Genomic DNA, 17,858 nt, shown 5'->3' on the forward strand with positions numbered 1-17,858 from the left:
ACCAAAAGGGCTTTTAATTCAAAGCCCTTTTTTTATGCCTAAAACTTTACGACTCATTCTCGGAGATCAACTGAACTCAAACCATTCCTGGTTTAAGGAAACTGACCCATCAGTGACCTATCTCATGCTAGAAATGAGACAGGAAACGGATTACGTTTCACATCATATCCAGAAAGTAGTGGCTTTTTTTCTAAGCATGAGAAATTTTGCGGAGCAGCTCAAGTCTGAGGGCCACGAGGTAAACTATGTGAAGCTAGATCAAGATGAAAACACCCAGGCATTGGATAAAATGATCTATGCTATGGTAGAGGAACATCAATTTAGTCAGTTTGAATACCAACTACCTGATGAATACAGGCTGGATCAGCAGTTAAAGACGATAGCTGCAAACCTGTCCATCCCATGCAGAAGTGTAGATTCTGAGCATTTTCTCACTGAGCGAGAATATGTCAAAGATTTTTTCCATGGTAAAAAAACCTTTCTGATGGAGAGTTTTTACCAACAAATGCGGAAGGACTTTAGCATCCTCATGGACGGTAAGGAGCCCACTGAAGGCAAGTGGAATTTTGATCATGAAAATAGAGCTGCATTAAAAGACAAGCGATTGTTGAGAAAGGCAAAAGTTCATCCCAAGCCAGTCTCTGATCTCATGGAAATGATAAAAAAAGCCGAAATCAAAACCATCGGAAAGCTGAATGAGGACGAGTTTGACTGGCCCTGCTCCCGTGAGGAAAGTCTGGAAGTATTGGATCATTTTTGCTCTCATCTTCTAATTCATTTTGGTGATTATCAAGATGCGCTGACTACTTGGGACCCTTTTCTCTTTCATTCCAGATTGAGCTTTGCTATGAATACCAAAATGCTTTCCCCGCTGGAAGTAGTGCAAAAGGTAGAAGCATATTGGAAGTCCCATCAGGATACGATAGATATCTCACAGGCAGAAGGTTTTATTCGTCAGGTGATTGGATGGCGGGAATACATGAGAGGTATCTATTGGGCGAAAATGCCTGACTTTGCAGAACTCAACTTTTTCGATCATCAGCGAGCATTACCGAAATGGTTTTGGACCGGCAAAACCAAGATGAAATGTCTAAGCCACTCCATCGGACAATCGTTGGATTTGGCTTACGCCCATCACATTCAGCGGTTGATGGTAATTGGGAATTTTGCATTGCTCGCCGGAATCCATCCGGATGAGGTAGATAGCTGGTATCTGGGAATTTATATCGATGCTATCGAGTGGGTGGAGATTACAAATACCCGCGGTATGAGCCAGTTTGCTGATGGAGGAATCGTGGGAACCAAGCCGTACGTTTCTTCCGCAAATTACATCAAAAAGCAAGGCAACTATTGCACTCATTGCGCATATGATCCCAATAAAAAAATCGGAGATGGCGCCTGTCCTTTCAACAGTCTGTATTGGCACTTCTACGATGGTAATCGTGAAAAGCTGGAAAAAAATCCTCGCATAGGAATGGCCTATCGCACGCTCGAAAAGATGAAAGACAAAGATGAAATCCTGAAGCAGGCAGAGCACTACTTGAACAACCTGAACGAACTGTAAGGTAGCACTTCAGAAGTTAGGCCGTCCTATACGTATTTTAGACAGATCATCTTCATTTATTCTAGCTTCCTAGGAGGTTTTTCTATAGTTCAGAATTGCCCAGGTGTTGAAGAAAAAGGCAAAACCAATCATTATCAGGATGTGCTTCGAAATATCCAGAAAACCAGATCCCTTCAATACTACCATTCGCATCACTTCTATGAAATACGTAAGCGGATTGGCGTAGGCGACTACCTGTGCCCAGTCTGGCATGCTGTCTATAGGTGTAAATAATCCACTCATCAGCAAGAAAATCATGATGATAAAAAACGCCACAGACATGGCCTGCTGCTGCGTATCACTGAAAGTGGAGATAAGCAATCCCAGTCCCAAAAGTGCCACCAGATAGATGGATAAAAATCCATAAAGAAGCAATACGCTGCCCAGCGGAACGATACCATACAAAAGCCGGGAAACGAAGAATAGTCCAATACTAAAAATCACTACCCCGATAATCCAAAATGGCAGCAATTTCCCGATGATGAATTGGTACTTTTTGATAGGAGTTACATTGATCTGCTCTATAGTTCCCACTTCTTTTTCCTTTACAATATTCAGCGCTGACATATATCCCGCCACCATCGTCACCAGAAACGCCAAAATCCCCGGCACCATGAAAAACCGGTAATTCATATACGGATTAAACCAATTAGAGGAAGCCACCTCTAGTTGAGGAATAGGATTAAATCGAGTAGGGTCAAGCCACAGCAGACGGACTTCAGCATTGTAATTTTGGATGATTTGATTGAGGTATGCACCACCCAGATTGGCCTTTGTTCCATTGATGGCATTGACCGCGATGAAGAGTTTTTCGCTGTTTTCCCGTAGAAGATTTCGTTCAAAACCCACAGGAATCTCCAGAATCAGGTCCGACTTTTCATCTTCGATCTGCTGAAAAGCCGCTTCAAAAGAATCCCCAAAATCCGCCAATACAAAATATCCTGAAGCGGTGATCTTAGAAATCAGCTGCCGAGAGTAGGGACTTCTATCATGATCGACTATGGAAATATTGATGTTTTTGATTTCATAATCTGCTGCCAATGGCATCACGATAAGCTGAATCAGCGGCATGGCAAAAATCATAGGAAGCAGAGATTTATTCCTGAAAATCTGCTTAAACTCCTTTCTGAGCAGGAAAATTAAAGTTCTCATGCGAGTCTGATTTTGAATTTTTTGAAACTCACAAAGAGGAAAAAGGCAGTCATTCCGACTAAAATCAGGGTTTCTTTCCATATCGCTGAAAAACCTAAACCCTTGATCATTATCGATTTCACGATGAGGTAATACCATTTGCTCGGAACCACATTAGAAATAATGCGGAGCGGCAAAGGCATATTCTCTATGGGAAACATAAACCCAGTAAAAAGCATCGTAGGTATCATCATCCCCATCAGTGAAAGAAGCATCGCAGTCTGCTGAGAATCTGTGCTGTTGGAAATTAAAAGACCTAGTGAAAGTGCCGCTATGATAAGCAGACTACTCTCTGCATAGAAGAGAACATAGCTACCCTCAAACGGCATGTCCATCAAGTAAATAGAGAGTAATAAGATCACCGTCAGATTCACGAGAGAGAGCACAAAATAGGGCACAGCCTTGGAGATAATCACCAAAAACGGATTGAAAGGAGATACCAGCAGAACCTCCATTGTTCCATTCTCCTTTTCCCGTACGATGGAGATAGAAGTCATCAATACGCAGACAAGCACTAGAACTAAGGCCATCACACCAGGCACAAAGTTCGTGGCGCCTTTCAATTCCGGATTGTAAAGCATTCGTATTTCTGCTTGGATCTGATAGGGAAGTGGTGCTTCATTCACACGCTCTAGCTGATAATCCCGGACGATGTTCGTTACATAATTGGTCAGTGAATTGGCTTTATTTGGATCAGAAGCGTCTGCAATGACTTGGATCTGAGCGGTATTTTGTGCCAAAAGATCTGAATTGAAATTGGCTGGGAAAACTACCGCGAGATTTATTTTTCCTTTCTTGAAAGCCGCCTCGATCTCCCGGTGACTCATCAGCGCACTTTGAAGCTCAAACTGATCACTCGCAGCTAACTTCTGCGTAATTTCCTTCGAGGCGGCATCATTCACATAATCCACCACTACTATGTTGGAATCCTTGATCTCATTGGTCAACGCAAATCCAAAAAGCATAATCTGAGCGATGGGTAAACCAAATAGCATAAGCAGCGTCTTCCGGTCTCGAAAAACGTGGTAGAACTCTTTTTTTACGAAAGTGAAAAACTGTTTCATTTAGTTATACTTAGTCTAGAATGGTCATATAGCCTGTCCTGATTATCCTTCGGAAGAATCTCTCATCGTTGGATTTTCCCATTGTTTCACGTTTGAATCATGCCTGTCTGCCACAGGCAGGCTCGATTTCATATCAATCTGCTTTTCGCTTGGCACCGCGAGCCAGTTCAAAGAAAACCTCGTCCATGGAGGCTGCCTGGTAGGCTTTTTTGAGATTAGCTGGAGTATCCAGAGCCTTCATTTCCCCATCCACCATCATCGAGATCCGGTTGCAATATTCTGCTTCATCCATGTAGTGTGTGGTCACGAAGATCGTGATCCCTCGATTGGAAGCTTCGTAGATCAAATCCCAAAACTGCCTCCGAGTCACAGGATCCACACCGCCCGTGGGCTCATCGAGAAAGACAATTTTCGGATCGTGAATAATCGCCACAGAAAAAGCAAGCTTCTGCTTCCAGCCCAGTGGAAGCGACCCCACCAGCTTTTTACTTTCCGCTTGCAGCCCCAATAATTCTATCAAATGCTCGCTTTTATCCTTAATCTCCTGATCGGATAAGCCATAAATCCCTCCAAAAAATTGAATATTTTCTATCACGGTCAGGTCTTCATACAGGGAAAATTTCTGACTCATGTAGCCGATGTTCGCCTTGATCTTTTCCGCTTCCCTATAAATATCAAAACCCGCAATCGTAGCCTCGCCTGAGGTGGGTGTGGACAGACCACAAAGCATTCGCATGGCGGTGGTTTTCCCAGCTCCATTTGCTCCTAGAAATCCGAAAATTTCCCCCTCATACACTTCGAAGCTAATCGAGTCTGTAGCTATGAAATCCCCAAATTTCTTGGTAAGCTTATCCGTTTTGATGACTACATTTTTCATATGTCTATATTTTTTTCCAATGGCCATATAGCCTGTCCCGATTTTTCATCGGGAGAATCTCGCATCGTCATAATCATCCCAGTGTGTGACGTTATTCGTCATGCCTGTCTGCCTCAGGCAGGCTCGATTTCATATCAGTGACTCATTAATTGGATAAAACAATCCTCTATCGTAGGCGTGATTGCTTTGAATTCAAGCTCATTATGCCCTAAGCTTTCCAAAGTTTTCAGGAGCAATTGCTGGTTTGCTAAAGAATACTTTTTGAAGGTGAGATGATGAAATTCCCCGAAGGCAAAGCAGTTTTTGACCAGATTGTGCTTGCGCAAATCTTCCAGCAACTCACTCATTTTATCTGATTTTCCTGCGAAAAGTGGCTCTGGATAAGCCCTAATAATTGCCTCTGGCGTATCTATTGACATGATTTCTCCATCTTGAATCAGGGCGATTCGTTCACAGAGCGTAGCCTCATCCATGTAAGGCGTCGAAACCAAAATTGTAATTCCCTGCGCTTTCAGACGCTTCAGCATATCCCAAAACTCCTTACGGGAAACGGTATCGACTCCAGTAGTCGGCTCGTCTAGAAACAATACCGAAGGCCGATGGATCAAGGCACAACATAAGGCCAACTTCTGTTTCATCCCTCCAGACAGCTTACCTGCTCTACGATTTTTGAACGGCTCGATCTGAACATAAATCTCCCGGATCAAGTCGTAGTTTTCTTCCACTGTCGTGTTGAAAAGCGTCGCGAAGAAATTCAAATTTTCCTCCACCGTAAGATCTTGATAGAGTGAAAACTTACCCGGCATATAGCCCACCTGCTTTCGTATGGCTTTGTAGTCATTCACCACATCCAGGCCATTGACACTTGCTACGCCTGCGTCAGGAATCAGGAGTGTGGTGAGCATTCGGAAAATACTGGTTTTTCCTGCCCCATCTGGACCGATCAGCCCAAAAAGTTCGCCTTTTTTGACTTCAAAGGATACCTGCTTCACTGCCGTTAGTGTACCCTTATTGTAGGTTTTGGATATGTTGTGGAGGGTGACCATGGTTGTTATTGAAAATTAATTTCCCCATACATGCCGATTTTGAATCTGCCGTCATTCGGTACATTTACCTTGACGGCATAGACCATGTTGGCGCGTTCATCCTTGGTCTGAATGGTCTTGGGGGTAAACTCAGCTTTGTCATTTATCCAGGAAATACTTCCTACCGTTTGGTCAAAACCGCCTGTTCCGTTATCTGTATGAACAGTCACTTGCTGGCCAATCTTCACCTGCGATAGTTGATTTCCACTGATGTAAACACGAAGAATTAGTGTAGATAAATCGGCAATTTTATAGAGAGGCTTGCCTGGAGCAGTCATTTCATTTTCCTCCGCATATTTGACTAGTACTGTCCCGGCTACTGGATTGATGATTTTACTTTTCTCTAACTGATCATTGAGCTGTGCTATCTGCACTTCCATCGGGGTTGCGTCATTGCTGATTCCCTGGGTAGATAGATTCAGCGTGGATTTCTGGGCTTGGATCTGGGCTTTGATCACCTCCACCTGAGCCGAAGCATCGTCCAATTGCTTGGGCGTTGCGGCATCTGCCTTCACGAGATTACTAAGACGAGCCTGCTCTCGCTCGGCAGTTTTCAGCTGCTCATTTAGAGCTGCAAGCTGCAGGGAGATATTGGGTTTGCGACCTGTCAAGGCTTTAATTTGAGCTTCCAGCTGCCTCTTTTGCAGAAAAATCTGGATACTATCCACATAACCTATGAATTGACCGGGCTGCAACACTTGGCCTTCTTCTATCCCAAATTCTTTGATCGTGCCGGCGGTCTGAGATGATATGATCGTCTCATCCGCCTCAAAAGACCCGGAAGCATCGAAGGTTTGTTCTTCGGTACAGCCTAGTAAAGCCGCACCTAGTGTAATGGCAAAAAGGAGTGAGTTTATAGATTTCATAGGGCTAGCTTTTTTAATTTCCAGAAGTGAGTTGATATGAATATTGAGCCATCAGAAGCTGAACTTTGTGCAGGATAAGGTCTTGATTTGCCTGATCTGCCGCGTTGACGTAGGTTAGGTAGTCGTTGCTTGTCAGTGTGCCGTATTCGAGCTGAGCACTAGCAGAGTTTTTAACCGATTCACGAAGCATTACTATCTCCTGATCCGTCTGCATCAGTCGGATGTATTTATTGATATCCTGTTGTTTTTGGCTGAGGGTAATAGTGGTATTAAGGAGAAAAGTCTCCTGAAGCAAGTCTATGGAAGTAGAGCTTAGGTCAAGTAGTTCTCGCTCGCGCCTGGAGGTATAAAAACTCGATATGTTCCAGTTCAGCCTCACTCCACCGAGATAGAACAATTCGAAGTCATTACTCAGGAAATTCAACCCCGGACGTCCATATCCACCCTGAACAAATAAATTGATTTTTGGAATGCTTCGATTTGAAATCAACTGATTTTGAATCACTAAGGACTGTTTTTGACTTTGGTAGAAAGCTAACTCCGGACGGTTAATTTCCTGAACCATTGGCTTTGGGGCTGGTCGGATGAGGGTGGTTTGGGAAGAGATAGGCTGCCCTATAAATAGGGACAACATCTCAGCATAGCCATTTCTAGTGTATTGAAGCTCAATAGACTTTTGATCTACGCGGAGAAGTTCAGCCTTGAGAACATCTACAGCTGAGCGTAGAGCAGTGCCATTTTCCACTGCAGCGCTGGTTTTCTTGATTCCTGTTTGTATATCTTTTTTGAGCAAATCAGTCTGTAGCACTTGCTGATCTATCAGCATCATGCCGAAGAAGAGTTGGTTGATTCGCTCCTTCACTTGATACAGTTGGACTTCCAGCTGTTTAGCCTGAGTTTCCGAATTTGCCTGAATGAGTGCTTTCTGATTTTTGATCATAGGCCCATCAGTGAGTGACTGAGAGATCTCTCCATAAACTTTGTACTGATCTTTTGCCAAAGGCTGAATTACCACATTGGGAATATCTATCGGCAAGCCGGTTACATCTGATTGATAAGTGGCTTGTCCGCTGACGCTGAGTTGAGGTAGATTGCCTTTTCCGGCATTTTCTATGGAGTAGTCACTACTGAGTTGGATCAGTTCCAGCTGATTGATGAGGGGATAATTCTCTAGAGCTAACTCCTGACATTGTTCCAAAGTCAACGTCTGAGATTTGACCTGGGAAAGAGATGCTATGGAAAGCAGAAGTATCAGGGATATAGGAGTAATAATGGATAGCTTCATAGTTTTCATTTTTTAATCAAATGATTAATTTCGGTTCAAAAAAAATCAAGGCGTCAAAAAAGACTTGATCCAATCAGGAATGATAGTTTTTCGTTCTTGCATAAGCGATTCAAACTCCGCCTGATCTATAGCTCCTATTCCTTTGATCATAGGGCTGGCTACAAAAGGAAAGACGGTCATTCCCAGCAGATTCATGATAAATTGAAGGGGATGAATTGGTTTGATTCGCTTGGCTTCTATCTCTTCCTTGAGTTGCTTCATAAATACCGAGTCAAGAAATACCTTTTTGGCGCCAGTTTTTTTGATTAGTTCTTCAGGATGATTTCTAAGTTCACTCAAGATAAAAATTGGAATGTTTGGGTTTGCCGACAGATTATCAATATAATTTTCGACTATTCGCCTGATTTTCTCTTCAAAATCTGTCGTCGGATCATTAAACACGGAGTGAAGTGATCTAAAGAAAACCTCCAAACTCTCCGTCATAATGAGATCAAAAAGTTTTTCCTTACTTCTGAAATAGTAATTTAAGAGTGCCAAATTAATCCCCGAAGCTTCAGCAATATCCCGCGTACGAGTGCCAGCAAAGCCCTTTTGATGAAAAATCACGCGTGCTGCATTCTTAATTTTCTCCTCAGTGGAACTGTCTTTTACTTCCTTTGCCATCTTTATCTAGTTCTCTTGACGCAAATTAAAGAATGCAAAATCTATAAATCAAGTGTTTTAATAAAAAGATTTAAACACTTGATTAATTCTTAATAAGAGAATTTTCCTGAAAATTTCATCCTGTCTAATCTTAAAAGAAAAGCTGATGCAAATACCTGCCTGGGAAAAAAGTGAAGCCTCCGGCAATGATGATTCCGCTGAGGTATAGAATTACCATCTTGCGTTGATGTTCTTTGATTTTACCCCTTCGGACAGCCAAAAAAGCGGTAGGAACCGTCCAGAGTACAATGCCCGACAGAAGATGTAAATATCCAAAATGTCCTAAAAATTGTGGTCCCACCCCAGCAGGAATCAGTAAAGCTATCAAAGCAGTAGCCATCATCAAGATCATGTATAAACCGCCAAGCTTCCGGTGTATGGCTCCTCCCTTTTGCGCAGCTAATAAATACCCGCCGAGAAAAATACAAGGAACCACCGTGAGCAAGTGGAAATACATTAAAGTCTCGTAGGTCATGTGTTAGTTTTGTGAAAGCTACCTATCAAGGCCTTGAATTCCAATTCCAACCTACCGAACCCAGCAAAAAGAAATTGGAAGAATTCTCGGTATTCACTCCCAGATTGAATCCACTTGGGGCTTTGAGCCACCTTCCTTCCAGTCGAAAGAGAAAACTATCGCCTAGCCTGTAGTCAGCATTTAGAGACAAACCATTAGTTTGGATTCCTTCAGTCACGTTGCTCGCTGCGATGGCCTGAAATGGATCATGATAGTATTCGTACCGGATGGCCGAGGCAAATTTTCCAGAAAACTCCTTCTGCAAAATCACTGAAGTTCCCCACCAGTCTCTGGAAGGTTCTGTTTCCAGCGTTCGAGTACCCACATCGAATCCAGCTATGAGATTCCATCCCCCATCCAACTGAAAGTTTCCATAAACATTACTGAAATAAAGCATCGTTCCAGCTTCGAGACCTTGATCTGTCCCTAGGAAAGTACTCCAGTTGAGGATGAGCTTTTCACTAGGAGAAAAAGTAGCTTGCGTACCAAACGAAGGCCGATTTTTACCGGGAATAGATTGAATCCTTTGCCAGCCATTCAGGTAAAGAAACGCAAAATACCACCGCTCATCTCGCTGCCAACTCAGCTGAACTCCAGTCTCAAAATAGGGGCTATTCTCTGCGATGAGGGATCTTGAAAGGGTAAGATTGTCACTAGACACGGCACTTTCAAAACCAATATGAGACGGCAAAACCCCTGCTTTGAGCCAGATTGATCTATCCGAGTCGAGCGCATAACCCACATTCGCTTCATGAATCCAACGCAGTGCTTTTGGCTCAGCACTATAATTATCTTCAGCATAAGTCCCCTGCTGCAAGCCTAGATTTGCCTGAAACCTGCCCGCATCATAGCCTACTTTGACCAGGGCTAGGTTTACCGCCAATTTAGTATTGCGGTTGTGATTGTACATAAAAGGAAATCGCTCACCACCCTTGGGCTCCGTGAAATCATAACCATAATACACATCTAGGAAACTTGATACGGAAAATGGAGACTTTCTTGGCGCAGCTTCCTGCGAAAAACCTGATAGGTTCACACAGACTATTGCCATCGCTAGCAGCATCCATCGCTTAGAAAACCTATTAGCCACGCTTATCCTTGAAATTGAGCAAGTACATTTTTGCATAACTAATCGACTAAAGGAAATTATAAGATTGTCGAATATAGTGGATCAGCTTAGGTGACAGTTCCTCCAAAGTCGAAATCCTAAAATGATTTTCAAACTTCTTGGAAACTTGTACTGATTTATGAAAAGGCGGGCAGAGTTGTTGTTCTTTCGAATAAAATTGAAGTTCAAGAAATTTGCTTTTGGGCCTGATGACCAGGAAAGTCTGCCGATGTACAAACATAATTGCATTGGCGGTATTGCTAACTATCACATCATCCCAGTCATATACTTCAGCCAGTAGTTTGTCAAAGACAAATTCCAATTCCATGGGTTTACCTTCGAAAAGAGTGCTCAGATCTGCTTTGATGCAGATGTGCCACTGATTTTCTTTTTTCAAATCACGGTCACAAAGTGGGCATGTCCACATATAGCTGGAGTTAGGAGGTAGAATCTATTCCGATTTTTTCTCAGTAGAATTCAAGGATACTCGGGATTTTGGGAGACTTTCTGGATAATTTTTTTGAATAAATTCCACCATTTTTTCTCGGACATAGACACGTAAATCCCAAGCAGTTGGTGAATTTTTGGCTGATACCAAGATGCGGATTTCCACTGTGAATTCCTTAGCGTCGGTCACTTGCAAGACTTTGGCTTTTTTATCCCACAGATCAGTCAATTCCAAAATCCTATCCAACTCCGCCCGAAGTGCTTCAAAAGAAATTGAATAATCGGTATGGATAAAAACAGATCCAATGATATCAGAAGTGGTCCTAGTCCAATTTTGGAATGGTTTCTCCAAAAAATACGTAGAAGGCAAAACCAACCTTCGCTGATCCCATAGCCTGACCACCACATAGTTCAGATTAATCTCCTCTATCCAGCCCCATTCGCCTTCCACTACCACGGCATCCTCCAATCTGAACGGCTGAGTGATGGCTATTTGCACACCGGCGATGAGCGTACCTATGGCTTTCTGCGCGGAAAAACCGATAATAATCCCAGCTACGCCTGCGGAAGCAAATAGTCCTACCCCGATCTGACGGATGGATTCAAAGGAAATCAAAATCAATCCCATACCTAGCACGATGACGATGAAATTGACAACTTTCTCCAGCACGTTGATCTGGGTGTACACTTTTCGTGCTTTGAGATTATCCTCCTTATTGATGTCGTACTGTTTCAGCAGTGTCTTCTTGCCTATTTTGGTCAATACCAACAAACACCAAGTGAAGCCACAGATAATCAAAACGGTGTTCACGTGCGGAAGATAGCTTAGCGGACCTTCCCAGGATTTGGCTTCCTCACCAAAATACAACTTGGTGATACTTAGCAGCAGCGTGACTACCAATGGAAAAATAAGTCGAGTAAATAGATTCATAGGTTAGAATGTAATCTCCTTAAAAAACAAAAATCTACCCAACAATCAAAGTTTGCTTAGTGGGAAGTTGGATGGATGAGACTGGCATTTTTTCTACAGAAAATAGAAAAAACGAAGGAGGCCAGCTTCCTAGGTCTGCGAATACACCCAACTTGAGATACTTGAAATAAGAACGTAATTCTACTGTAGAAGTCGCCGAATAAAAATATCGCGACCACTAATGATATTCAGATCATTAGAATTCATCCAAGTAGGAAGTGTAAAATTAATTCTACACTATATGATGGATTTCCGTTCCGATTAATCTTCGCAGGGTACGGGCTTCAAGGCCATGTCGTGATCAAAGTCCAGAGAATCTATATTGACCTGAACTGGAATACCATCCACCGACTTCATTTCTCCATAGCCTTCTTTCCAACCTTCCTCGGTGTTTTTAAATACTACTTGACGCTTTGAATTTACACCTTCGGCCATGAATGTATATTCAGCGATAAGAAGATCATCTCGTAGTTCTCCTTCGATTGTCCCACTGTTTCTATCTTTTTCGTAGATGGAATAGGCTAATGTTCCTGTGACATTGGTCCCATCCACATGCGTGGTCATAAGGACAGTATCCTTTTCCCCAAAATACTGAAAGCACTCCGTGTTGATGGCTTCCAGTTGTTCTTCATCTGGGGAAAATGCTACTTCAATTGGGGTGTCTTTCTTTGGACCATTGCATGATGCCAATATAATAGCTGCTGTCAAAAGCGTGTATAGGGTTTTCATAGCTGTTTTTCAGTTGATTGTCCCTATATAGAATCAAAAAGGCCTCCAAAGGCTGGTAGCCTTAAGTTAAAATGAAAAGTAAAGAGAAGCTTATTTTTCAGGCATTCCATCTTCCATCCACTTAAAGAAAACAGCTAATTCTTCCTGACTAAGGGCAGGCTTTTTTAGCTTATGTGGCATGAATCCTTTTTCGGAAGTGTCCCTCTGTGTCCTATCCAATATATCGTCTATCCTTGAGAGAACACGATCATAGGTATCTAATTGATCCTTTTCTCCTTCAGGATAATGGCATGGGGTGCAATGAGCAAGCATGATTGGTTGAATGTCCTTGTCATAGGTGACCAAAGCAAGCTCATTCTTCGAAGCTTTTTTAGAACTTCTACATGATTTACGCGATGACACTGAAGGCTCCGATTAGCTGTAAGTAGTTTAACTTATATGAAGTTAAACTACTGAAGTTTTAATTACACAGTTTCTTCTAGTTGAAAATCCTACCTAGACGCTCGTAATTAGTCCCCGATCCACTCTGCCACGAAGAGATTAGTGTCTCTTGTTCCGCCGTTGTTTCGATTGGAGGCAAAAACCAGGTATTTGCCATCATTGGAGAAAACAGGGAAGGCATCGAAAGTGCCGTCATTTGTTATTTTGGTAAGACCTGTACCATCCAGATTAATCATAAATAGATTGAATGGAAATCCTCTTTCGGTCTGATGATTGGAAGCGAAAATGATTTTTTCACCCGAAGGATGAAAGAAAGGAGCCCAATTTGCCTTACCCAAATCTGTCAATTTACGGGCATCTGTACCGTCGGCATTAGCCACATAAAGCTCCATGCTCGTAGGCATCACCAAGCCTTCGCCTAGAAGATCTTTGTACTCCTTGATCTCTTCAGGAGTTTGTGGTCTGGATGCTCTCCAAATTAGCTTGCTGCCATCCGGTGAGAAAAACGCCCCACCATCATATCCCAAATCTGAGGTGATTTGACGAACGTCAGTCCCGTCCAGGTTCATCGTGAAAAGCTCCAGATCTCCAGTTCGCATGGATGTGAAAACCATTCGGTCACCCTTTGGAGATACGGTAGCTTCGGCATCATAACCAGGTTCCGAGGTGAGCTGAGCCAATTGATTTCCCTCAAGATCTGCGGTGAAAATATCGAAGGAATCATAAATTGGCCACACATATTTCCCATCCGTTCTCGCCGCTGGTGGAGCTGGACAGTCTTCACCCCCCAAGTGAGTAGAAGCATAGACGATCGTTTGATCCGGTAGAAAATAGGCACAGGTGGTTCTACCAAGGCCAGTGCTGAGGAGTTGAGGCTTGTTATTTTTCAAATCATCAGCTCTCCAGTCCACATAGAAAATCTGATCACATTCATTATCCCAGCCGGCATAGTCTGATTGGAAAACCAACATGGAATCATCAAATGACCAATATGCTTCGGCGTTATTTCCTCCGAAAGTCAATTGCTTGATATTTTTCAGGTATTTCATTTCCTCTGGCTGAAGCAAAAGGGAATCCGAAGCGGAGTGAACGTCCTCAGTGGTTGACTCTTCAGTTTCTGTTTTGGGGCTACAGGCAAAGGCCGCAAGGAAGGTTAACAGTACAAGTGATCTCATTATTCTAATTAGAATGGTTATAAATTGCTGGGCGAAGATACCGATTATTATCTTTGACAAAACAAGTTAGATCCATGAAAAACAAAAGCAATTACTTCCTCCTACTTGCAGGGGGAATCCTATTTACATTCAGTTGTAATCAGGCTCCCACGGATGCGGAGCTTTTGCAGAACTTAAAGTCAGATGTCATTTATTTGGCTGCAGATGACCTGGGCGGAAGAGCCATTGGCACGCAAGGAGAGCAAAAAGCTGCGGATTATCTGGCCGCTGAGTTTGAAGAAGCAGGCTTGGAGCCAAAGGGAACTGATGGATTTATGCAAGAATTTAAAGTGTCCAAACCTACCAATCCACATGAGGAAGCCCTAATCGGCACTGATGGTGAGGGCGTCACAGGAAGAAATGTGATCGGTTTTATTGACAACAAATCGGAGAATACGATTGTAATCGGTGCTCACTTTGATCACTTAGGGATGGGATCTGAAGGTTCTCTTCATCGCGGAGACTCAGCCATTCACAATGGGGCGGACGATAATGCCAGCGGAACGGCTGCTTTGGTAGCTTTAGCGAAAATTCTGAAACATGAAGAACATAAAAGCAATTTTCTGTTTATTGCTTTTTCGGGTGAGGAAAATGGCCTCTGGGGTTCCAATTATTTTGTGAAAAACCCGACTATTGATCTTGCCTCGGTTAACTACATGATCAATATGGATATGGTTGGTCGATTGAATGAGGAAAAAACCTTAGCAATCAACGGTGTTGGCACCAGCCCTAGCTTTGTTCCTGCTTTAGATTTAGCCAATGCCGATAGTTTGAAATTAGTGACCTCAGAATCTGGTGTAGGTCCATCAGATCACACGTCTTTTTACCTTCAGGATTTACCAGTTCTTCACTTTTTCACCGGTCAGCATGAGGATTATCACAAGCCTACAGATGATTCAGAGTTGATCAACTACGAGGGATTATTGCTCGTGGTAAAATACATCGACCGCTTAATAGATCAATTGGATCAGGAGCCAAAACTGGCTTTTACCAAAACCAAGGATTCCTCCGGAGACTCTCCTCGATTTACTGTTTCCCTAGGTGTTGTTCCTGACTATCTCTATGATGGAAAAGGTATGCGTATCGATGGGGTGTCTGAGGACAAGCCTGGACAAGCTGCTGGGCTTATGAAAGGTGACGTAGTTATTCAAATGGGGGATTCTACCATTGTAGATATGATGAGCTACATGCGGGCGCTGAGTTCTTTTCAGAAAGGAGATGAGACATTGATTGGCTACATGAGAAGTGGAGAGAAAAAAGAAGCCAAGGTTGTCTTCTAAGAGCTAAGAAGCTGGAATTTAGTATCAAGAGAATGTAGAATAAAACCCCGGAGTCCCTCATCGATCTCGGGGTTTTATTTTGCATTCATGCCTGCGCTAGAAGGCTCTGAAATCTCTTTCCAAGCAAATGTTTAATCAATAGGATTCGCTTTCACTCCCTCAAAAGTCATTTTGATTGGTTTGATGGTACCGTTCTCGTTAAATTCCATTACATCGATGGCTGTCACTCGATGATCACGACCCTCATTAGGTATGGGTCTGCGGTGATAGATCATGTACCACTCATCACTGCCAGGCTTGCGAAAGGCCGAATTGTGACCAGCCCCCGTCGCTACGGTGGTGTCGGACTCCAATATGGTGCCGATGCGATTCCATGGTCCGGTGATCTGATCCGACATGGCGTAAGCTACTTTGTAGCTGTCATTTCCCCAGCCTCCCTCAGACCACATGAAGTAATACTTTCCATTTCTGATAAATACAAAAGGGCCTTCTACATAGCCTTCTGGAGTGATTTCGTGGAATAGCTCTCCATCCTCCCAAGGTTCAAATCCTGTGAAATCCGCATTCAACTTGCCGATATTGCAGTGGCTCCAGCCTCCGTAAAGCATGTAGTACGTGCCATCAGTGTCCTTGAAGACAAACTGATCGATAGGCTGAGCACCATTATAGAAGTCTGAAAGGAGAGGCTTGCCGAGATGATCCTTGAATGGTCCTGCAGGACTATCTGCTACAGCCACGCCGATTCCGCCAAAGTGATTGATGTCATTGTTCGGATCGTAGCCAGGTCGCTCGGGAGTCAGCGGGTCATTTGCTGCGAAAAAGAAGTAGTATTTGCCGTCCTTTTCTATGGCAGCCGGAGCCCACATCGCTTGTCTAGCCCAAGTGATTTCTTGGTTTGTCAAGATGTTTTCGTGCTTTTCCCAAGTGACTAGGTCTTTGGAAGAAAAGGCATCGAAGTGAAGCTGATCTTCGAATGCCGCCGAAAAAGTGGGATAAATCCAATACTCATCTCCAAATACAATTCCTTCCGGATCTGCATACCATCCTTCGAAAATCGGGTTGCCGGAGAGTTTTGGGGCTTCTTCTACTTTTGTTTCAGAAGGAGCGGAGCAAGCAAAGGCGATACAAATAGCAATTGCGATAAGTAATAGGTTTGATTTCATGGTGTGATTTTGAGTTGGGTGGGAAATTACAAAGCGCTTAATAGAAGTATATACCTGACCCTAAAAAATTCAATTTTTTCAAGCAATTAGAAAAACTGATCCAATTAGAAATGCTAATCGGCTCATGATATTAAATTTTATGAGCCGAATAAGCCGTATATTCGGCTCATGCCTTACAATTGGGAGTTTACACATTGGCCAGAATTTACGTTTGAACAGGATGTCTTATCAAAGCATCAGTTAGAATTCCTGCTTAAAACGGGGGAGTTGACAGGTGTGCTTAAAGGAATCGCATCTTCGGATCATACTGAATTACTCTTGGAGACTATGGCAATGGAGGCGATGAAGACTTCTCAGCTTGAGGGCGAGCTTCTCAGTAGGCATGATGTGATGAGCTCGGTTAAGAAAAATCTTGGTATCCATGAGGATCAAACGCTCTTCATCAAGGATCACAGAGCAAAAGGTATCGCCAAGTTGATGGTAAATGTGCGCACCACTTTCTCCGAAAAACTAACAATCGATACACTTTTTGACTGGCACCAAATGCTCATGGAAGGAAATCGCTATATCAATGCCGGAGCATGGCGTAGCGATAGCTCCCCTTTGCAGGTGGTCTCGGGAGCCATAGGCCAAGAAACTGTACATTTCGAAGCGCCATCTTCCAGTCGCGTTCCTGAAGAGATGGATGCCTTTATCCGTTGGTTTAACGAAACGGCACCGGCCGGCACAAAGGCGATGCTAAATCCAATACTTCGAGCAGGAATCGTGCATTTGTATTTTGAAAGTATTCACCCATTTGAAGACGGCAATGGCCGAATTGGTCGCGCTTTAGCAGAAAAAGCGATACATCAAGGCTTGGGATATACCACACTGATCAGTATCTCAGGAGTCCTAGAAAAGCAAAAAAACGCTTACTATTCTTCCCTATCTACAGCGCAAAAAAGTCTCGATATCACAGATTGGCTTCGGTATTTTGGAGAGATCGTGCTGATCGCGCAGCAGGATGCTTTGATGCGGATAGACTTTACGATAAAGAAAACACGGTTTTTTGATCGATGGGAAGCCCAGCTGAATGAGCGTCAACTCAAAGTCATTGCCCGAATTCTAGCCGAAGGTCCGTCAGGTTTTGAAGGAGGAATGACAGCTAAGAAATACATCGCTAGTACGAAAACTTCCAAAGCAACTGCTACTCGGGACTTACAGGCTTTGGTAGAACTAGGCATCTTTTTGCCACAAGGAGGCGGGAGAAGTGTGAGTTATGAGCTGAAGCTTTAGCCATCGAACTATGGAAAAATTGGAAGATTGGAAAATTGATCTTA

General features: G+C 43.2%; 18 protein-coding genes. 3 read left to right on the top strand and 15 right to left on the bottom strand.

The features are described from left to right. The first annotated feature begins 34 nt into the window (after positions 1-34). Positions 35-1,564: a cryptochrome/photolyase family protein gene (locus tag ABJH64_RS06785; RefSeq protein ID WP_348276330.1), complete on the top strand. Its 1,530-nt coding sequence runs from the start codon at positions 35-37 to the stop codon at positions 1,562-1,564. Between the two features lie 69 nt (positions 1,565-1,633). Here ABJH64_RS06785 and ABJH64_RS06790 read toward each other — a convergent pair whose 3' ends face one another. From ABJH64_RS06790 to ABJH64_RS06855, 14 genes are all read right to left on the bottom strand, one after another. Continuing rightward, positions 1,634-2,755: an ABC transporter permease gene (locus ABJH64_RS06790; protein ID WP_348276329.1), complete on the bottom strand. Its 1,122-nt coding sequence runs from the start codon at positions 2,753-2,755 to the stop codon at positions 1,634-1,636. After that, positions 2,752-3,858, bottom strand: coding sequence for an ABC transporter permease (locus tag ABJH64_RS06795; RefSeq protein WP_348276328.1), 1,107 nt, complete (start codon positions 3,856-3,858; stop codon positions 2,752-2,754). The genes ABJH64_RS06790 and ABJH64_RS06795 overlap by 4 nt, the downstream gene beginning before the upstream one ends. A 133-nt stretch (positions 3,859-3,991) precedes the next feature. Then, positions 3,992-4,735, bottom strand: a complete 744-nt coding sequence (locus ABJH64_RS06800) for an ABC transporter ATP-binding protein (protein WP_348276327.1) — start codon at positions 4,733-4,735, stop codon at positions 3,992-3,994. Positions 4,736-4,869: 134 nt separating this feature from the next. Next, on the bottom strand, positions 4,870-5,781 hold the full coding sequence (locus tag ABJH64_RS06805) for an ABC transporter ATP-binding protein (protein WP_348276326.1): 912 nt from the start codon (positions 5,779-5,781) through the stop codon (positions 4,870-4,872). Between the two features lie 5 nt (positions 5,782-5,786). Continuing rightward, positions 5,787-6,686 (bottom strand): HlyD family efflux transporter periplasmic adaptor subunit, encoded by a 900-nt coding sequence (locus ABJH64_RS06810; RefSeq protein WP_348276325.1) that lies wholly within the window; start codon positions 6,684-6,686, stop codon positions 5,787-5,789. A gap of 13 nt (positions 6,687-6,699) precedes the next feature. Next, complete coding sequence (locus ABJH64_RS06815; protein WP_348299695.1) at positions 6,700-7,971, bottom strand: TolC family protein; 1,272 nt, start codon at positions 7,969-7,971, stop codon at positions 6,700-6,702. 45 nt (positions 7,972-8,016) lie between these two features. Then, the gene (locus ABJH64_RS06820) at positions 8,017-8,634 is read right to left on the bottom strand and encodes a TetR family transcriptional regulator (RefSeq protein ID WP_348276323.1); all 618 of its coding nucleotides are present in this window, start codon (positions 8,632-8,634) and stop codon (positions 8,017-8,019) included. Positions 8,635-8,764: 130 nt separating this feature from the next. Further along, the gene (locus ABJH64_RS06825; RefSeq protein ID WP_348276322.1) at positions 8,765-9,148 is read right to left on the bottom strand and encodes a DUF2306 domain-containing protein; all 384 of its coding nucleotides are present in this window, start codon (positions 9,146-9,148) and stop codon (positions 8,765-8,767) included. Between the two features lie 25 nt (positions 9,149-9,173). Then, positions 9,174-10,277 carry a porin gene (locus ABJH64_RS06830; RefSeq protein WP_348276321.1) on the bottom strand — a complete coding sequence of 368 codons (1,104 nt, stop codon included), beginning with the start codon at positions 10,275-10,277 and terminating at the stop codon, positions 9,174-9,176. Positions 10,278-10,323: 46 nt separating this feature from the next. Next, a complete protein-coding gene (locus ABJH64_RS06835; RefSeq protein WP_348276320.1) occupies positions 10,324-10,722 on the bottom strand; it encodes a DUF5655 domain-containing protein in 399 nt (132 codons plus the stop codon). 24 nt (positions 10,723-10,746) lie between these two features. Continuing rightward, on the bottom strand, positions 10,747-11,673 hold the full coding sequence (locus tag ABJH64_RS06840) for a mechanosensitive ion channel family protein (RefSeq protein ID WP_348276319.1): 927 nt from the start codon (positions 11,671-11,673) through the stop codon (positions 10,747-10,749). Between the two features lie 300 nt (positions 11,674-11,973). Then, a complete protein-coding gene (locus ABJH64_RS06845) occupies positions 11,974-12,441 on the bottom strand; it encodes a hypothetical protein (RefSeq protein WP_348276318.1) in 468 nt (155 codons plus the stop codon). A gap of 90 nt (positions 12,442-12,531) precedes the next feature. Further along, complete coding sequence (locus tag ABJH64_RS06850; protein WP_348276317.1) at positions 12,532-12,843, bottom strand: hypothetical protein; 312 nt, start codon at positions 12,841-12,843, stop codon at positions 12,532-12,534. A gap of 107 nt (positions 12,844-12,950) precedes the next feature. Next, positions 12,951-14,057, bottom strand: coding sequence for a hypothetical protein (locus tag ABJH64_RS06855; protein WP_348299698.1), 1,107 nt, complete (start codon positions 14,055-14,057; stop codon positions 12,951-12,953). 74 nt (positions 14,058-14,131) lie between these two features. Here ABJH64_RS06855 and ABJH64_RS06860 point away from each other — a divergent pair, with 74 nt between their 5' ends. Then, positions 14,132-15,376 carry a M28 family peptidase gene (locus ABJH64_RS06860; protein ID WP_348273897.1) on the top strand — a complete coding sequence of 415 codons (1,245 nt, stop codon included), beginning with the start codon at positions 14,132-14,134 and terminating at the stop codon, positions 15,374-15,376. Between the two features lie 131 nt (positions 15,377-15,507). Here the strand turns inward: ABJH64_RS06860 and ABJH64_RS06865 are convergent, their stop codons facing one another. Beyond that, the gene (locus ABJH64_RS06865; RefSeq protein WP_348273896.1) at positions 15,508-16,539 is read right to left on the bottom strand and encodes a glycoside hydrolase family 43 protein; all 1,032 of its coding nucleotides are present in this window, start codon (positions 16,537-16,539) and stop codon (positions 15,508-15,510) included. Between the two features lie 168 nt (positions 16,540-16,707). On the opposite strand from ABJH64_RS06865, the gene ABJH64_RS06870 reads away from it, so the two are divergent. Continuing rightward, the gene (locus tag ABJH64_RS06870) at positions 16,708-17,814 is read left to right on the top strand and encodes a Fic family protein (RefSeq protein WP_348273895.1); all 1,107 of its coding nucleotides are present in this window, start codon (positions 16,708-16,710) and stop codon (positions 17,812-17,814) included. Positions 17,815-17,858 lie beyond the last annotated feature (44 nt).

The organism is Algoriphagus sp., from assembly GCF_039969895.1.
In the GTDB taxonomy this organism is placed as follows: domain Bacteria; phylum Bacteroidota; class Bacteroidia; order Cytophagales; family Cyclobacteriaceae; genus Algoriphagus.

Excerpts from the sequence above, each read along its gene's own strand:
- ABJH64_RS06785 (WP_348276330.1), top strand. The coding sequence starts at position 35 with ATGCCTAAAACTTTACGACTCATTCTCGGAGATCAACTGAACTCAAAC.
- ABJH64_RS06790 (WP_348276329.1), bottom strand. The coding sequence starts at position 2,755 with ATGAGAACTTTAATTTTCCTGCTCAGAAAGGAGTTTAAGCAGATTTTC.
- ABJH64_RS06795 (WP_348276328.1), bottom strand. The coding sequence starts at position 3,858 with ATGAAACAGTTTTTCACTTTCGTAAAAAAAGAGTTCTACCACGTTTTT.
- ABJH64_RS06800 (WP_348276327.1), bottom strand. The coding sequence starts at position 4,735 with ATGAAAAATGTAGTCATCAAAACGGATAAGCTTACCAAGAAATTTGGG.
- ABJH64_RS06805 (WP_348276326.1), bottom strand. The coding sequence starts at position 5,781 with ATGGTCACCCTCCACAACATATCCAAAACCTACAATAAGGGTACACTA.
- ABJH64_RS06810 (WP_348276325.1), bottom strand. The coding sequence starts at position 6,686 with ATGAAATCTATAAACTCACTCCTTTTTGCCATTACACTAGGTGCGGCT.
- ABJH64_RS06815 (WP_348299695.1), bottom strand. The coding sequence starts at position 7,971 with ATGAAGCTATCCATTATTACTCCTATATCCCTGATACTTCTGCTTTCC.
- ABJH64_RS06820 (WP_348276323.1), bottom strand. The coding sequence starts at position 8,634 with ATGGCAAAGGAAGTAAAAGACAGTTCCACTGAGGAGAAAATTAAGAAT.
- ABJH64_RS06825 (WP_348276322.1), bottom strand. The coding sequence starts at position 9,148 with ATGACCTACGAGACTTTAATGTATTTCCACTTGCTCACGGTGGTTCCT.
- ABJH64_RS06835 (WP_348276320.1), bottom strand. The coding sequence starts at position 10,722 with ATGTGGACATGCCCACTTTGTGACCGTGATTTGAAAAAAGAAAATCAG.
- ABJH64_RS06840 (WP_348276319.1), bottom strand. The coding sequence starts at position 11,673 with ATGAATCTATTTACTCGACTTATTTTTCCATTGGTAGTCACGCTGCTG.
- ABJH64_RS06845 (WP_348276318.1), bottom strand. The coding sequence starts at position 12,441 with ATGAAAACCCTATACACGCTTTTGACAGCAGCTATTATATTGGCATCA.
- ABJH64_RS06855 (WP_348299698.1), bottom strand. The coding sequence starts at position 14,057 with ATGAGATCACTTGTACTGTTAACCTTCCTTGCGGCCTTTGCCTGTAGC.
- ABJH64_RS06860 (WP_348273897.1), top strand. The coding sequence starts at position 14,132 with ATGAAAAACAAAAGCAATTACTTCCTCCTACTTGCAGGGGGAATCCTA.
- ABJH64_RS06865 (WP_348273896.1), bottom strand. The coding sequence starts at position 16,539 with ATGAAATCAAACCTATTACTTATCGCAATTGCTATTTGTATCGCCTTT.
- ABJH64_RS06870 (WP_348273895.1), top strand. The coding sequence starts at position 16,708 with ATGCCTTACAATTGGGAGTTTACACATTGGCCAGAATTTACGTTTGAA.